This is a genomic window from Ralstonia sp. 24A2, from assembly GCF_051783885.1.
Lineage (GTDB): Bacteria > Pseudomonadota > Gammaproteobacteria > Burkholderiales > Burkholderiaceae > Ralstonia.
Window position 1 is genome coordinate 490,956 of record NZ_JBPVZD010000002.1, and the last position, 13,480, is coordinate 504,435.

A 13,480-nucleotide genomic window follows, 5' to 3' on the forward strand; every position below is an offset into this window, starting at 1 on the left:
GTACCACCCGCGCGCTGTGCAGGGAATTCAGAACACCGCTTTGAACGCCCAGTACAGCGCGCCCGCCAGCACGATCGACGCCGGCAGCGTCAGCACCCACGCCAGCAGCAGGCTGCGCACGGTATTCCACTGCAGCCCCGAGCCATTGGCGGCCATGGTGCCCGCCACGCCCGACGACAGCACATGCGTGGTCGACACCGGCAGGCCGTACGCATCGGCTGCGCCAATGGTCGCCATCGCCACCAGTTCAGCCGAGGCACCCTGCCCATACGTCAGGTGCTGCTTGCCGATCTTCTCGCCCACCGTCACCACGATGCGCTTCCAGCCGACCATCGTGCCCAGGCCCAGCGCAATCGCCACCGCCACCTTCACCCACGTGGGGATGAACTTGGTGGCGTGGTCGAGCTGCTGCTTGTAGTTGTCGACGATGGCCTGATCGTTCTTGCCGATGGCCGGCTGGCCGTTCTTCTTGAGCAGGCGGATGGCCTCGGAGACCAGGTACATGTTGTTGCGGACGTTATCCACCTCGTTCTGCGGCACGCTGGCCATCGAGCCCGTCTGGCCGACCTGCGCGGCGATGGTCTCCGTCAGGGCCTGCACGGCGGGCAGCGTGGCGGGCATGAGCGTGCGCGACTGCACATAAGCCTGCACATCCTCACGCGGGTTGGCCGAAGGCGCCACACCGTTGGCGTACTTGCCGAGCGCGGCCGACGCCTGATGCGACACGGCCAGGAAGGTCTGCGTCTCGGCCGGCGTGACGGCGCGGTTGAGCGCGTAGACGGTGGGCACCGTACCGATCAGGATCAGCATGATCAGGCCCATGCCCTTCTGTCCGTCATTGGAGCCGTGCGCGAACGACACACCTGTGCACGTGAGGATGAGCAGTGAGCGAATCCAGAACGGTGGCGGCTGGTTGCCCTCAGGTTCGGCATAGAGCGCCGGCACGCGCACCAGTGCCTTGAGCACCAGCAGAAGCAGCGCCGCCAGCAGAAAACCGACGATGGGCGAGAACAGCAGCGACTTGCCCACCCCCAGTGCCTGGCTCCAATCCACCCCGCTGGTGCCGTTGGCGCCGCGCAAGAGCTGATTCATCAGGCCCACGCCGATGATCGAACCGATGAGCGTGTGCGAGCTGGACGACGGCAGCCCCAGATACCACGTCGCCAGGTTCCAGATGATGGCCGCGATCAGCAGCGCAAACACCATCGCAAAGCCCGAGTGGCTGCCCACCTGCAGGATCAGCTCCACCGGCAGCAGTTGCAGGATGCCAAAGGCCACCGCGCCGCTGGAGGTCAGCACCCCCGCAAAATTCCACAGGCCCGACCACACCACCGCCAGGTGCGGCGACAGCGAATGCGTATAGATGACCGTGGCCACGGCATTGGCCGTGTCATGAAAGCCGTTGACGAACTCAAAGCCCAGCGCAATCGCCAGCGCAATGCCAAGCAGGACGAACGGCAGCACCGAACTGCTGACCACGCCTTCCAGGTCGGATACCAGGTGGCTGACCACATAGGCCGCACCGGCCGCCAGGATCAGCAGAAACAGGGCAATGCCAGCATTGCGAAAGCGCGCGGGCACAGCACCGGGTTGCACGGAAAGCGGATGCGACATGGGGATCACCGAGGCGGGGGCAGGGGGAGTGCTCGATTCTAGGAGTCGCCAATGGGGCGTAGGTGACGGTTTCGTGTCGCGTTTGTTTCCGTTGATTGCCGATGTATGGACTGGCGCGGCAAGAACCTGGCGGTATGGTCTACACCGTTGGCCGGATCTCGAACCCCGGCACCAGCGCCTCGTTGGTGCCGGGAGCGACGTCCAGTCCGGTGACTTGGGCGCCGGCGGGCCCCTCCCACATCCATTCGCGCATGCGCAGCACATTGGCTTCGGGGCCGGCCAGGAAGGCTTCGACCGCGCCGCTGCGACGGTTGCGTACCCAGCCCCGCAGGCCGAGCGCCAGGGCCATGTCGGCGCAGGCCGCCCGGTAGCCCACACCCTGCACGCGGCCTTGTACGGTAACGATCACTTGCGCGATGGCGGACATGGGGCGGCTCCAGGGCAGACGGCAGACAGGTTGTTGGAAGAAAGATGACAAACCAACGTTGTCGCATCTCTGTCACATTTCTGGAATGTGACGTAGGCAGACTGACAACCGCACGGCAAGGTCCGGCGTTACGCAAGGTAAACTAGGCGGCTTGCCGCCGGGTGCCAAGCGATGCCGAACACGACGTTCTGGCGCCGCGTTCCGCCACCCACGCCACGTATCGCGCCGCAGCCCAGGCAGAGGTTGCGCAGCGCGATGTCCGTCAGCGAATTTCGTCCCGGTTATTCAAGATGCAGCAAAACGACAACGAAACCACCATCCGGGGCCCCTTTGGCGTCAACTTCGGCAACCTGTTGACGGCACCGCCCAACCGCTTTGACCTGGCGCTGCTGCCCATCATCCTGGCGGCCATCGTGCTGGTGGCCTTTGCCGCCAAGCAGATGAACGTGCCGTACACGCCCGGCGAGACGCAGCTGGACGTGAGCCTGGACGTGGCGCAACTGCCCTACTACCTGCTGCGCACCAGCATCCGCATGCTGCTGGCGCTGGGTGCGTCACTGGCGTTCTCGTTTGCGTTTGCGGCCATCGCCTCCAAGAACCGTACGGCCGAGAAGGTGATGGTGCCGGCGCTGGACATCCTGCAATCGATTCCGGTGCTGGGTTTCCTGTCGATTACGGTCACGGGCTTCATTGCGCTGTTCCCGGGCAACCTGGTGGGCGTGGAGTGCGCGGCCATCTTCGCCATCTTCACGTCGCAGGCGTGGAACATGGCGTTCTCGCTGTACCAATCGTTTCGCACCATCCCGACCGACCTGGAAGAGGCGGCCACGGTGTTCCGCCTGTCGAAGTGGCAGCGCTTCTGGCGCCTGGAAGTGCCGTTCGCCATGCCGGGCCTGCTGTGGAACATGATGATGTCGATGTCGGGCGGCTGGTTCTTCGTGGTGGCGTCGGAAGCGATCTCGGTATCGGGCCACGACATCAAGCTGCCGGGCATCGGTTCGTATATCTCGCTGGCGATCCAGCAACAGAACCTGCCGGCCATCGGCTGGGCCATCCTGGCCATGCTGATCGGCATCCTGCTTTACGACCAATTGCTGTTCCGCCCGCTGATTGCCTGGGCAGACCGCTTCCGCTTCGATGCGATGTCGTCCGAGCGCGAGCCGCAATCGTGGCTGCTGGACCTGCTGCGCCGCTCGGAATGGGTCAAGGCGCTGCTGGAGCGCACCGCCGCGCTGGCCGAGCGCACGCTGTCCTGGGGCGCCGAGCGCACGCGGCCCACTGCTGCGGGTGGTAACGGCTTCCTCCCGCGCTTTCCGTGGTGGAACCGTGTAGCTGACGTCATCATCATCCTGGCCGCGCTGGCGGCCGTTGTGCACATCCTGCAGTTCGTGCGTTCCGAAGTGGGCTGGGCGGAAGTCGGCCACGTGCTGTGGCTCGGCGTCCTGACCATGACGCGCGTGATCTTGCTGATCGCCCTGGCCGCGCTGATCTGGGTGCCGATCGGTATCCGCATCGGCCTGAACCCGAACGTGGCGCGCATTGCGCAGCCGGTGGCGCAGTTCCTGGCGGCGTTCCCGGCCAACCTGATGTTCCCGCTGGCGGTGATGCTCATCGCGCGCTTTTCGCTCAACCCCGAAATCTGGTTGAGCCCGCTGATGATTTTCGGCACGCAGTGGTACATCCTGTTCAACGTGATTGCTGGTGCCACGGGCATCCCGACCGAGCTGAAACTGGCCGCGCGCAACTTCGGCCTGCGCGGCTGGCTGATGTGGAAGCGCTTCCTGATTCCGGCCGTGTTCCCCAATCTGCTTACGGGCCTGGTGACGGCCGCGGGTGGTTCGTGGAACGCCAGCATCGTCTCCGAATACGTCACGTGGGGCGACCGCACGCTAGTGGCCACGGGCCTGGGCAGCTACATCGCCGAGATGACATCGAAGGGTGACTTCCCGCGCATTGCACTGGGTATCGTGGTGATGAGCCTGTTCGTGGTCGGCTTCAACCGACTGCTGTGGAACCGCCTCTACGAGATCGCGCAAGAGCGCACCCGCCTGTAACGACGACGACTTTTCAGCAGAGAACACATCATGGCCACCAACGGCGAATCCGTCATCGAGCTGCGCGGCGTCTCGAAAATCTTCCGCACCGCAGACCACACCGATCGCTCGGTGCTCGAGGGTTTGGATATCAACATCCGCGAGGGCGAGATCGTCGCCATGCTGGGCAAGTCCGGCTCGGGCAAATCGACCCTGCTGCGCATCATGGCGGGTCTGGTGCGTGCGGATCGCGGCCAGGTGCTGTTCCGCGGGCGCGAATACAGCGGCCCGGTGCAGGGCATTGCGATGGTGTTCCAGTCGTTTGCGCTGTTCCCGTGGCTGACGGTGCAGCAAAACGTGGAGCTGGGCCTGGAAGCGCAAGGTGTGGGCAAGGCCGAGCGCGAAGAGCGCGCTGAGCAGGCCATCGACCTGATCGGCCTGTCGGGCTTCAACAGCGCATTGCCGCGCGAGTTGTCGGGCGGCATGCGCCAGCGTGTGGGCATTGCGCGTGCGCTGGTGACCGAGCCTGACCTGCTGCTGATGGACGAAGCGTTCTCCGCACTCGACGTGCTGACCGGCGAGAACCTGCGCGACGAAATGCTCGACCTGTGGGAAGACCGCCGCACCAAGATCAAGGCCATCCTGATCGTCTCGCACAACATTGAAGAGGCGGTGATGATGGCGGACCGCATCGTCATCCTCTCCAGCGATCCGGGGCGTATCCGTGCCGAGGTGCGCGTGCCGTTCCCGCGCCCGCGCAACCGGGATTCCGCCGCTGTGCGCAACCTCATCGACGAGGTGTACGGCCTGATGACCTCGCCGGAGCGCGTGGGTGTGCACGTGGGCGCCGAGTCTGCTGCGCAGCAACTCGCCTATCGCCTGCCGGAAGCCGAGATCGGCCAGATGGAGGCGATTCTCGACTTGCTGGTCGAAGCCCCGTTCAATGGCCGCGCAGACTTGCCGCACCTGGCCGAAGAAGCCGGCGTGACCGACGACGACCTGCTCCCCGCCTGCGAAGCGCTGGCCCTGCTGCAGCTCGCCACCATCGAGCGTGGCGACATCATCGTCACCCCGTTCGGCAAGACCTACATGGAAACCGAGCCGCCCGAGCGCAAGGTGCTGTTCGGCCAGAAGCTGCTGGAGCAGGTGGCGCTGGCCTCGCACATCCGCGCGGAGCTGGAAACCAACGAAGACGGCGAGATTCGCGAAGAGCAGATCCTGCGCGAACTGGAGGCCTACCTCAAGCCCGAAGAAGCCGAGCGCGTGCTCAAGATCGGTATTGAGTGGGGCCGCTACGGCGAGGTGTACGAGTACGTGTACAACACCGGCATGCTGACCCTGCCCCGTGAAGAGCGCGAGGAACGCGAAGAGCGTGAAGCGCAGGAAGGTGGGGATGGCGCGGCTGGGGCGTAAGACGGCGCCCTTTGGTTGTTCCCCAAGAAAGAGCCGCACGATGCGGCTCTTTTCTGTTCAAGTGTTGGTATCGGTTCTCGGTAGCGTGAAGCCAGCGGTTATCACCGCGGCAGCATGACCTGCATCCTCAAACGCAAACAAGAAGGAGCAAACATGGTGGTATCCCCTGAACAACTGAGCGCGTTGTTGACCAACTGCGCCGATTTCGCGCGGACGATGCTCGAACGTGCCGGGGATTTCTATCCGTTTGGTGCCACCTTGTCGAAGGATGGCACGCTCGGATCGGTCGGTGGCTACAACGGGCAAGAGCGACCGAAACCGCTGGAGATCTACACGTTGCTCGCTCAGGCCTTCAAGGCCGATGCCCTCAACGGCAACGTGTTGGCCACGGCACTTGCGGCGAACGTCAACATCCCGCCGGAATACTCGCCAAGCGCACCCGATGGGGTGCGTGTGCATGTGGAAGCAGCAGGCTATTCTCGCTTCATCTACATCCCCTATCGCATCACCAAGCGGGGGTTCCTGAAGAAGACATTTGTCGTCGAGTTTGACGAGTGGTTTGCTGTGGAAATCCCACCGCAGTTCTTTCAAGGCAGCGGCGGCTAGTTCGTTACCGGCCAAGTCGGTCTCGACAAGGCATTGGCATCCATCGCACAAAGCCAGATAATTGCTGCGCTACGCGACTGGCGAGACAGGATGGGCCACCATCGGGAAGCGTAGCGGCTGCGCCGCCGTTCGCCTGGGCACATTGGTATTCGTTCCTACGAGCCTCACCAATCTTCGCCCGACATTCTTCATCGATCTCTCCACGCACCGCAGGCGGCCGTCATGCAGTTGCCATGAGCAAAGAGATTGAGATGGAGATGTGCGCGAACCACCGCGAGCATAGCCATGACAATCATTCTCGATGGAAAATCAGTCGCAGCGCACTTCGAAGGTGTGCTCTCAGAGCGCGTCAGCGCATTCAAAACGCGACACGGTTACGTGCCGGTGCTCGCCACCATCCTGGTCGGCGCCGACCCATCGTCGGCAACCTACGTAAAGATGAAAGGTAACGCCTGTCGACGCGTTGGCATGGCGTCCAAGGCGATCGAGCTGCCGGAATCTTCAACAACGTCCGATGTGCTTGCCGTCATCGACGCATTGAACGCAGACCCGCACGTGCAAGGCATCCTGCTGCAGCACCCGGTGCCCAAGCACGTCAACGAGCGCCTGTGCTTTGACCGTATCCACGTGACCAAGGATGTGGATGGCGTGACGAGTCACGGTTTCGGCCGGATGGCATTGGGGGAGCCCGCGTTTGGTTCGGCCACACCGGCAGGCATCATGCGCTTGCTGGCGCACTACAACATCGACGTGGCCGGCAAGCGTGCAGTTGTCATCGGCCGTAGCGCCATCCTTGGCAAGCCGATGGCGCTCATGCTGTCGAACGCGAATGCCACCGTTACGCTCTGCCATTCCAGAACCATCCATCTGCAGGACGAGGTACGTCGTGCCGACATCGTCGTTGCGGCCGTGGGCAAACCGAGGTTTGTGTGCAGCGACTGGATTGCCGACAACGCCGTCGTCATCGATGCGGGCTATCACAATGGCGGCATTGGAGACGTCGACCACAGCGGCCTGGTTGGACGCTGTGCCGCCGTGACACCCGTGCCTGGCGGCGTTGGTCCGATGACCATCTCAACGTTGATCGGGCACACGCTCACTGCGGCTGAGCAGTCCACCAGCTGAAGCACCGAGCACACCCGGAAGGCGCCTCCACATGAGAGCCCCGAAGTGCCACGCCTTGTCTGGGGTGGTCTTCGGCGCTGTGGTCAGTTTCTGCCGCACGGCAAGCCACGAAAGTCAGCCCTGGCAGGTAACGCCGTGAAGACGTCCCACGGACGGCCCTGTCAGGACACGGCGGATCATCACCCTGCATGCGCTCAAACAGAGGGCAACGTCGCTCTCGCGCTGTTCTGGATGTCGATGCCTTTTTGCGGTGTAATACCGCGCATCCGCACATGCTGGCGACGTCCGGCCGTTCCCACAGCCCACCATGCATTTCGCTCGCACCCGCAAGACATTGACTGCCTGGCTTGGCCTGGTAGCGATGGCGCTCGTGCTGTTTGCGCCGATGGTGAGCCAAGCGCTGGAGCGGCATGAACTGCGGGTGTTCGAGCAAAGCATGCCGCTGTGCGAGGCGAAGACGCCTGCCGCCGTCGTCGCTGAGCTGCCCATCGGGTCGATCTGGCACGACATGCCCTCCGGCCACCAAGTGGCATGCGGCTATTGCGATCTGCTGGCAGAGCATGTGCTGGCGCCGACCATCCTCCCCCCGATGGCGACGCCAGCCCCCGTCCATGCAATCGCATGGGCTCCGGAACCCGGTCGGTTGTCTGCGCACAAAGCGCGCCATGCCGGGCGGCCACGCGACTCCCCCACCCTCCTCTGACCACGTTGACCGGGGCACCAAGCGCACGTCGCATCGCACCCGGCCGGCGCCGTTTCAGGCAAGACATCGTGCGATGCACCCATGACCGTTTGGGGCGCGCACGCATCTATCAGAGTGAGGAATCTTCATGACAACGCCATCCAACATCGTCCGGCGCATTGCACTGCTCGTCTGCGCCACCGGCGTGTTTGCACCTGTCGCAGCACATGCCTGCGCCACCTGTGGCTGTTCGCTCAGCACCGACGCAGCGATGGGCTACTCGGCCATCCCGGGTTGGCGCATCAGCTTCGATTACACCTACCTCCCGCAGAACCAGCTGCGCAGCGGTACGCACTCGGTCACGCCGGCGCAGGCCGCAAGCATTAACGACGCGGGTGGCAATCAGGAGGTGGAGCGCCAGACCATCAACCGTTACATCAACCTCGGCATCAACTACAGCCCGAACAGCAGCTGGAGCTTTGGCGCGATCGTGCCCTATGTGGACCGCAGCCACACGACCTATGGTGCAGCCACATCTGACCAACTCACCCCAAACAACATCAGTGGCGCCACCGCCAGTGGCTTGGGCGACATCAAGCTGATTGCCAGCTACCAGGGCTTCCTGCCCACACACAACCTGGGCGTACAGTTGGGCGTCAAGCTGCCGACTGGCCGCTACGGCGGCCAGAACGTGCTGACCGGCAACACCGTCGGGCGCAACCCGGTGTTCTTCAACAGCGGCCAGAACGCGGCGGGTGGGCAAGCACTGGATACCAGCCTGCAGCCCGGCACAGGCAGCACCGACGTGATCCTGGGCGCCTACTATTACCAGCCCGTCAGCCAGGATTTCGATGCCTTCGTCAACGGCCAATTCCAGGCCGCGGTGTACCAACGGCTGAATGAGACTGGCGCGGATTTCCGTCCGGGCAACCTCGCCACCATGAGCTTTGGCGTGCGCTACGAGGCCGATCCGCACATCGTGCCGCAGCTGCAGTTCAACGTCACACGCAAGAACGCCGACAAGGGTGCGCTGGCCGATACCACCAACACCGCAGGTACGGTGGTCTACCTGTCGCCAGGGGTGACGGTGAGTGTGACGCACAACGTGCAGATCTATGCGTTCCTGCAGAAGGCGCTCTACAGCAACCTGCAGGGGTATCAACTCTTCCCGCGTTGGTCGGGCACGGTCGGAGCCAGCTATGCATTCTGATCGAGCATGGTCGCGGCGCGCGTGGCTGCAAACGGCCGGTGCAGCGGCGCTGGGCGCCGGGTTGGGGAGCCCATCTCACGATGCGCAGGCGGCAAGCCTTGAAGTCGGGCGGCCAGCGCCTGCGCTGGTGCTGCGCACGATTGACGGGCACAGCATCTCCACCGAAGACCTGCGCGGCCACGTTGTGATCCTGACCTTCTGGGCGACATGGTGCGGCCCGTGCCATCAAGAGCTGCCCTTGCTTTCCGACTACGCAGCAAAGCATGCAGACCGCGGCCTGCGCGTTCTCGGCTTCAGCCTGGATGAGCCGGCCTCATTGCCTGCGGTGCGGGAAATGGCGGCGGCCTGGAGCTTTCCCGTGGGGTTGCTCGGCAGCGCTTATGCCGGCGGTTACGGCCGCGTGTGGCGGATTCCGGTCAACTTCACGATCGACCGCAATGGCCTGCTGGCCGACAACGGCTGGGATTCGCGTGAACCCGCGTGGACGACTGAACGCCTGGATCGCATCGTCACACCATTGCTGCGTTGACGGGCCTATCAACAACACGCCAACAAAAACGGGCCGGAGACGCACTCCGGCCCGGTCAACGACGCAACGTTGGGCAACGTCAAGTACGAGGGATCGTTACTGCGGCAGGTAGTTGATGTACGACAGCGTGTCGTCGGCATTGGCTTGCGCCAGGCGGAGTGCACCGGAGCACTGGCCCCAGCCCGCACGCCTATCGCCTGAGCCAAGGCGAATCGACCGACCAGAACATCACATCCACACCCAGATAGTCCTTGGCAAAGCTCACGAACTGGTCGCGTGTGAACGGCTTGCCGGTCTTGGGGTTGATGTAGCGCAGCGTGGGCTCCTGCACTGCCATGGCCACCAGTGGCAGCTTGCCTTTGTATTGATGGAAGAACGGATAGGCGTTCTTCATCTGCGCTTTCTTCCATGGGACGATGTCCGGCCCGCCCAGGCCGATGCCCTTCTGCGCAGCAGTGGCAAACGTGCGGGACATGTACTGGTGGTCGTTGTCCCATTCGCATGGCCAGAAGTTGACGTACTGCACAACCGCGGACTGATGGAACTGCTGCCGGGCGAAGCGCATGTTCTCCAGCGTGGCGTTGAAGTAACCGTTGCAACTGAAGCGCGTCTTGTCACGCTTGCGATCGATGTCGATGGCCGTTTCCGGCAGATTGATCCCCAGGATGCGGCCATCGAACTGCTTTGCCAGCGCGGCCAGCAGCGCCTGGAAGCGCTGGCGTAACGCCGGGTTCCATTGCTGTGCCACCCACCCGCTGCCACCCGGGTTGACTTCGGAATCATCGGATTGGCGCACCAGCCCACCGCCATACGCGGGGTCGGTCAGCAGATACGAAGGGATATGGCGAGCGGTCGGCAGGAAGAAGCGATCCTGTACCTGCACGAACAGCGTCTTGTTCCGTTGCTGCAGATACGCCAGATCGCGCTCGATGCTGGAGAAGTCGTAGCGGCCCGGCGCAGGCTCCAGTGATTTCCAGCTATAGACGATTTGCACGCCCTCGATATCAGGGCGTTGGAGCAGCGGCTCGATCTTGGTCAGCTCATCAGAGCCGGTGTAGAGAAAATGGCGCAGCTCGCTGGCCGCCGCACCGGCGCAAGCCAGCAGCAGGGCCAGCGTGGTGAACAGGTGTTTTCCGCAAGCAAGGGGGCTGCGCATGATGGGCTCTCGATGAACGGGTACGAAAAAAGGGAGTCCACCCTATACCGACAAGTTCCTGCCGCACCTCTGCCTGTGACAATTTTGCCGCCCGACTGCAATCGGGCGCCGCGCGTGTGCCGCCCCGATTCTCCTACTTCCACTTCTCCCCAATCCCCACCAACCCCGCCTTCTGCAAGTCCTCCGCACTCATCACCACGCGGAACTCGCAATCGGCGTTGAACAGCAGGAACCACGGCTCGGCCAGTGCGGGAATCTGCGATGGCGCATCCAGGTTGACGATGAGCACCGCACCGCGGCCACCGGCCTGTTCCGTGAAGTAAGCGGCTTCGGGTTTGATCGCCTCCATCACGCGCGGGATCAGCTCGGCGATGGAGCCGTCGCGCACATAGGTGTTGAAGGGCTCGTGCGGGATTCGCACGTTCATGAGCATGCGCATGGTTGTCCTCCTGGGTGCGTTAGCGTGGATTCCACAGCACTGCGTGCAAACCTGAACTGCCGGCCACCTGACCGTGATCGTTGATTCCTTTTGCATCGCTGTACTGGTCGCCGGGCAATGCGCCGAGGTCTTTCATCACGCCGTCTTCAAACAGGAAACCGTGCGTGCCCGTGGCGGTGCCCGCTGTGCCGACCACCTGCTCGCGATGGTTGATCGCATAGGCGATGCTGAAGCTCCCATTCACCAGCGTGCCCAGGTCGGCGATCACGCCGTCTTTCCACATGACTGCATGATTGTTTTGATCGACAGCGTATGAGGAGCCGACCACGCGGCCATGCTTGTTGATTGCATTGGCGCTACTCTGATAGCCCGCAAGCGAACCGAGATCGTGCATCACACCATCGTCAAACAAGAACGCATGGTCATAAGTGCTGGTGTTGGATTGGCCAACCACCTGGCCGTGGTTGTTGATGCCGTATGCACCGCTGAAGTAGACGCCTCCCGGCAGCGTGCCGAGATCGGTCATCACCCCGTGATCCAGCACAAACGCGTGATACGCCCCAGTGGAGGTGTTTGAGTAACCGGCCACCTGGCCCCGATCGTTGATGGCGGTGGCGTAACTCATGCTGCCACCCGGTAGCGTGCCAAGGTCGGTCATCACCCCGTTGTCATACAGGAAGGCGTGCATGCCACCGATGTTGGTTTGCGCATTGCCGACCACCTGGCCGTGCTTGTTGATCGCGAATGCCTCGCTGTTGGTGCCGCCCAGGGTGCCGAGATCGGTCATGACACCCTTCTCATACAGAAACGCATGGGTGCCGGTTGCGGTGTCCGCATACCCAACCACCTGGCCTCGGTCGTTGATGCCGGTCGCCTGGCTGATGGCGCCGCCGGGCAGCGTGCCCAAATCGGTGATGGTGTACCCGCCTTGAGCGACGGCCGGCTGCAATACCGCAAAGGCAAGCAGCACGATGACCAGCAGCGCGCGCCAAAGAGACGTCGCCCTACTCGACAGCTTGGATGTGAACAGCATGTTGCGCCCCTTTGAGTCTTGGACTCTTGGACATGGTTGGCGCCTTGAAACGTTCCGGACCAACGCCTGATACCCGACGGCCGGAACATGCACGACAGCGGATCGCTGCAGCTCGCGCGATTGGAGACGCAGCAAGCGGGTGCCACCCCAAATGGGTGACCCCGGCATCGGTGTCGCACATTCAAAACGGGAATTGGCAAAGCCGCCGTGCGCGATGCAAAAGTCGCGCCACAGGTTGTGCATCCAAGTCTTGCGACCGGCCTGCAGCCGAGAGGCACGCGTTTCACGCCAAAACCTTTGCAGATCTGAAACACCCTGTGGACAGCCGTTGTGGATAACCGCTGTGGAGAACCTTTGTGGGTATCTCCGGAGCGGATCAGCCACTCGCATGCGGGCAGCACGCAGGGCGGGCGACCAGAGCCGCGATGCTCGAATCGACGCATGTCGGAACCATGGATGCGAAGGTGGCGGCCGTAATGTTTACGGCGCGGGGGTGCTAGGGTGTTCCTTACGGGCGCAAGGAAGTGGGTGGGAATACGGGGGCGTGTGCGCCATCGGAACGCAGGCGCGAGTGTGTTTGGGCTGTGCAGAAGGCAGTTGTCCACACGTCGCTGAACTACACTGCATTTCGTTTCCATTTGGGTACCCAACATGACCTACGAGGAAGAAACGGAGAAGGCGCCTTTCACTCCGGAGATGGAAACCGAAATACGCGAAATCGCTCTCGCTCGAGCTCCCGGCAAACTTGCACAGTTGGCTTGCGCTCAGTCCGAGGATGAAGCCTTCGTTCATCTACCTGGCGCAGCGGCTGCGGCATTCCACCTTGGCCAGCTTGCTGAGGCAAAGCGATATGCAGAGCGCGCGCTAAGTCTCGCACCTGGCTATCAAGGCAACTGGAACTACGGCAATGCTCTTCACCTGAGCCATACAGTGCTGGGTCTACTGGCGCTCGATGAACGGAACATATCGACGGCCGTTGCTGAGCTTCAAGCATCTGCTTGTACTCAGGGATCGCCTCAACTGAACAGTTTTGGACCGACCATGCAACTTGCAAAGGCGCTCTTGCGGGAAGGCCAGGTTGAGCCTGTTCTTGAGTATCTCGCCCGATGCCGCACGTTCTGGGCGATGGGCAGCACATGGCTGGATACGTGGGAACACAAAATCCGGTTGGGCCAGATTCCGAATTTCTTTCAGCACTCGTATGCTTGATGGG

General features: G+C 62.8%; 13 protein-coding genes and 1 riboswitch. Of the genes, 8 read left to right on the forward strand and 5 right to left on the reverse strand.

Features of this window, described 5'->3' with window-relative positions:
- Window positions 1-27: 27 nt before the first annotated feature.
- A complete protein-coding gene (locus ACS13N_RS07105) occupies window positions 28-1,614 on the reverse strand; it encodes an inorganic phosphate transporter (protein WP_438930995.1) in 1,587 nt (528 codons plus the stop codon).
- A gap of 139 nt (window positions 1,615-1,753) precedes the next feature.
- Entirely contained in the window at window positions 1,754-2,041 is a 288-nt protein-coding gene (locus ACS13N_RS07110; protein ID WP_438930996.1) for an acylphosphatase, read from the reverse strand.
- A 290-nt stretch (window positions 2,042-2,331) separates the two neighbouring features.
- Between ACS13N_RS07110 and ACS13N_RS07115 the strand changes: the two genes are divergently transcribed.
- The 7 genes from ACS13N_RS07115 to ACS13N_RS07145 all read left to right on the forward strand — a co-directional run bounded on the left by ACS13N_RS07115 (window position 2,332) and on the right by ACS13N_RS07145 (window position 9,639).
- Window positions 2,332-4,095 carry an ABC transporter permease gene (locus tag ACS13N_RS07115; RefSeq protein WP_438930997.1) on the forward strand — a complete coding sequence of 588 codons (1,764 nt, stop codon included), beginning with the start codon at window positions 2,332-2,334 and terminating at the stop codon, window positions 4,093-4,095.
- 30 nt (window positions 4,096-4,125) lie between these two features.
- Window positions 4,126-5,487, forward strand: coding sequence for an ABC transporter ATP-binding protein (locus ACS13N_RS07120; protein WP_438930998.1), 1,362 nt, complete (start codon window positions 4,126-4,128; stop codon window positions 5,485-5,487).
- Between the two features lie 114 nt (window positions 5,488-5,601).
- Window positions 5,602-6,093, forward strand: coding sequence for a hypothetical protein (locus ACS13N_RS07125; protein ID WP_438930999.1), 492 nt, complete (start codon window positions 5,602-5,604; stop codon window positions 6,091-6,093).
- A gap of 63 nt (window positions 6,094-6,156) precedes the next feature.
- Window positions 6,157-6,239, forward strand: a riboswitch (ZMP/ZTP riboswitch).
- Between the two features lie 139 nt (window positions 6,240-6,378).
- Complete coding sequence (locus ACS13N_RS07130) at window positions 6,379-7,218, forward strand: tetrahydrofolate dehydrogenase/cyclohydrolase catalytic domain-containing protein (protein ID WP_438931000.1); 840 nt, start codon at window positions 6,379-6,381, stop codon at window positions 7,216-7,218.
- 307 nt (window positions 7,219-7,525) lie between these two features.
- Window positions 7,526-7,921, forward strand: coding sequence for a DUF2946 domain-containing protein (locus ACS13N_RS07135; protein WP_438931001.1), 396 nt, complete (start codon window positions 7,526-7,528; stop codon window positions 7,919-7,921).
- 127 nt (window positions 7,922-8,048) lie between these two features.
- Window positions 8,049-9,110, forward strand: a complete 1,062-nt coding sequence (locus tag ACS13N_RS07140; RefSeq protein ID WP_438931002.1) for a transporter — start codon at window positions 8,049-8,051, stop codon at window positions 9,108-9,110.
- Entirely contained in the window at window positions 9,100-9,639 is a 540-nt protein-coding gene (locus ACS13N_RS07145; protein ID WP_438931003.1) for a peroxiredoxin family protein, read from the forward strand. The genes ACS13N_RS07140 and ACS13N_RS07145 overlap by 11 nt, the downstream gene beginning before the upstream one ends.
- 190 nt (window positions 9,640-9,829) lie before the next feature.
- Here the strand turns inward: ACS13N_RS07145 and ACS13N_RS07150 are convergent, their stop codons facing one another.
- The 3 genes from ACS13N_RS07150 to ACS13N_RS07160 form a co-directional block, all read right to left on the reverse strand.
- Entirely contained in the window at window positions 9,830-10,795 is a 966-nt protein-coding gene (locus ACS13N_RS07150) for a hypothetical protein (RefSeq protein ID WP_438931004.1), read from the reverse strand.
- A gap of 133 nt (window positions 10,796-10,928) precedes the next feature.
- Entirely contained in the window at window positions 10,929-11,234 is a 306-nt protein-coding gene (locus ACS13N_RS07155; RefSeq protein WP_438931005.1) for a panthothenate synthetase, read from the reverse strand.
- Window positions 11,235-11,253: 19 nt separating this feature from the next.
- On the reverse strand, window positions 11,254-12,510 hold the full coding sequence (locus ACS13N_RS07160) for a DUF3466 family protein (RefSeq protein ID WP_438931006.1): 1,257 nt from the start codon (window positions 12,508-12,510) through the stop codon (window positions 11,254-11,256).
- 408 nt (window positions 12,511-12,918) lie between these two features.
- Between ACS13N_RS07160 and ACS13N_RS07165 the strand changes: the two genes are divergently transcribed.
- Window positions 12,919-13,476 (forward strand): hypothetical protein, encoded by a 558-nt coding sequence (locus ACS13N_RS07165; protein WP_438931007.1) that lies wholly within the window; start codon window positions 12,919-12,921, stop codon window positions 13,474-13,476.
- Window positions 13,477-13,480: the final 4 nt, after the last annotated feature.

Excerpts from the sequence above, each read along its gene's own strand:
- ACS13N_RS07105 (WP_438930995.1), bottom strand. The coding sequence starts at position 1,614 with ATGTCGCATCCGCTTTCCGTGCAACCCGGTGCTGTGCCCGCGCGCTTT.
- ACS13N_RS07110 (WP_438930996.1), bottom strand. The coding sequence starts at position 2,041 with ATGTCCGCCATCGCGCAAGTGATCGTTACCGTACAAGGCCGCGTGCAG.
- ACS13N_RS07115 (WP_438930997.1), top strand. The coding sequence starts at position 2,332 with ATGCAGCAAAACGACAACGAAACCACCATCCGGGGCCCCTTTGGCGTC.
- ACS13N_RS07120 (WP_438930998.1), top strand. The coding sequence starts at position 4,126 with ATGGCCACCAACGGCGAATCCGTCATCGAGCTGCGCGGCGTCTCGAAA.
- ACS13N_RS07125 (WP_438930999.1), top strand. The coding sequence starts at position 5,602 with ATGACCTGCATCCTCAAACGCAAACAAGAAGGAGCAAACATGGTGGTA.
- ACS13N_RS07130 (WP_438931000.1), top strand. The coding sequence starts at position 6,379 with ATGACAATCATTCTCGATGGAAAATCAGTCGCAGCGCACTTCGAAGGT.
- ACS13N_RS07135 (WP_438931001.1), top strand. The coding sequence starts at position 7,526 with ATGCATTTCGCTCGCACCCGCAAGACATTGACTGCCTGGCTTGGCCTG.
- ACS13N_RS07140 (WP_438931002.1), top strand. The coding sequence starts at position 8,049 with ATGACAACGCCATCCAACATCGTCCGGCGCATTGCACTGCTCGTCTGC.
- ACS13N_RS07145 (WP_438931003.1), top strand. The coding sequence starts at position 9,100 with ATGCATTCTGATCGAGCATGGTCGCGGCGCGCGTGGCTGCAAACGGCC.
- ACS13N_RS07150 (WP_438931004.1), bottom strand. The coding sequence starts at position 10,795 with ATGCGCAGCCCCCTTGCTTGCGGAAAACACCTGTTCACCACGCTGGCC.
- ACS13N_RS07155 (WP_438931005.1), bottom strand. The coding sequence starts at position 11,234 with ATGCGCATGCTCATGAACGTGCGAATCCCGCACGAGCCCTTCAACACC.
- ACS13N_RS07160 (WP_438931006.1), bottom strand. The coding sequence starts at position 12,510 with ATGCACAACCTGTGGCGCGACTTTTGCATCGCGCACGGCGGCTTTGCC.
- ACS13N_RS07165 (WP_438931007.1), top strand. The coding sequence starts at position 12,919 with ATGACCTACGAGGAAGAAACGGAGAAGGCGCCTTTCACTCCGGAGATG.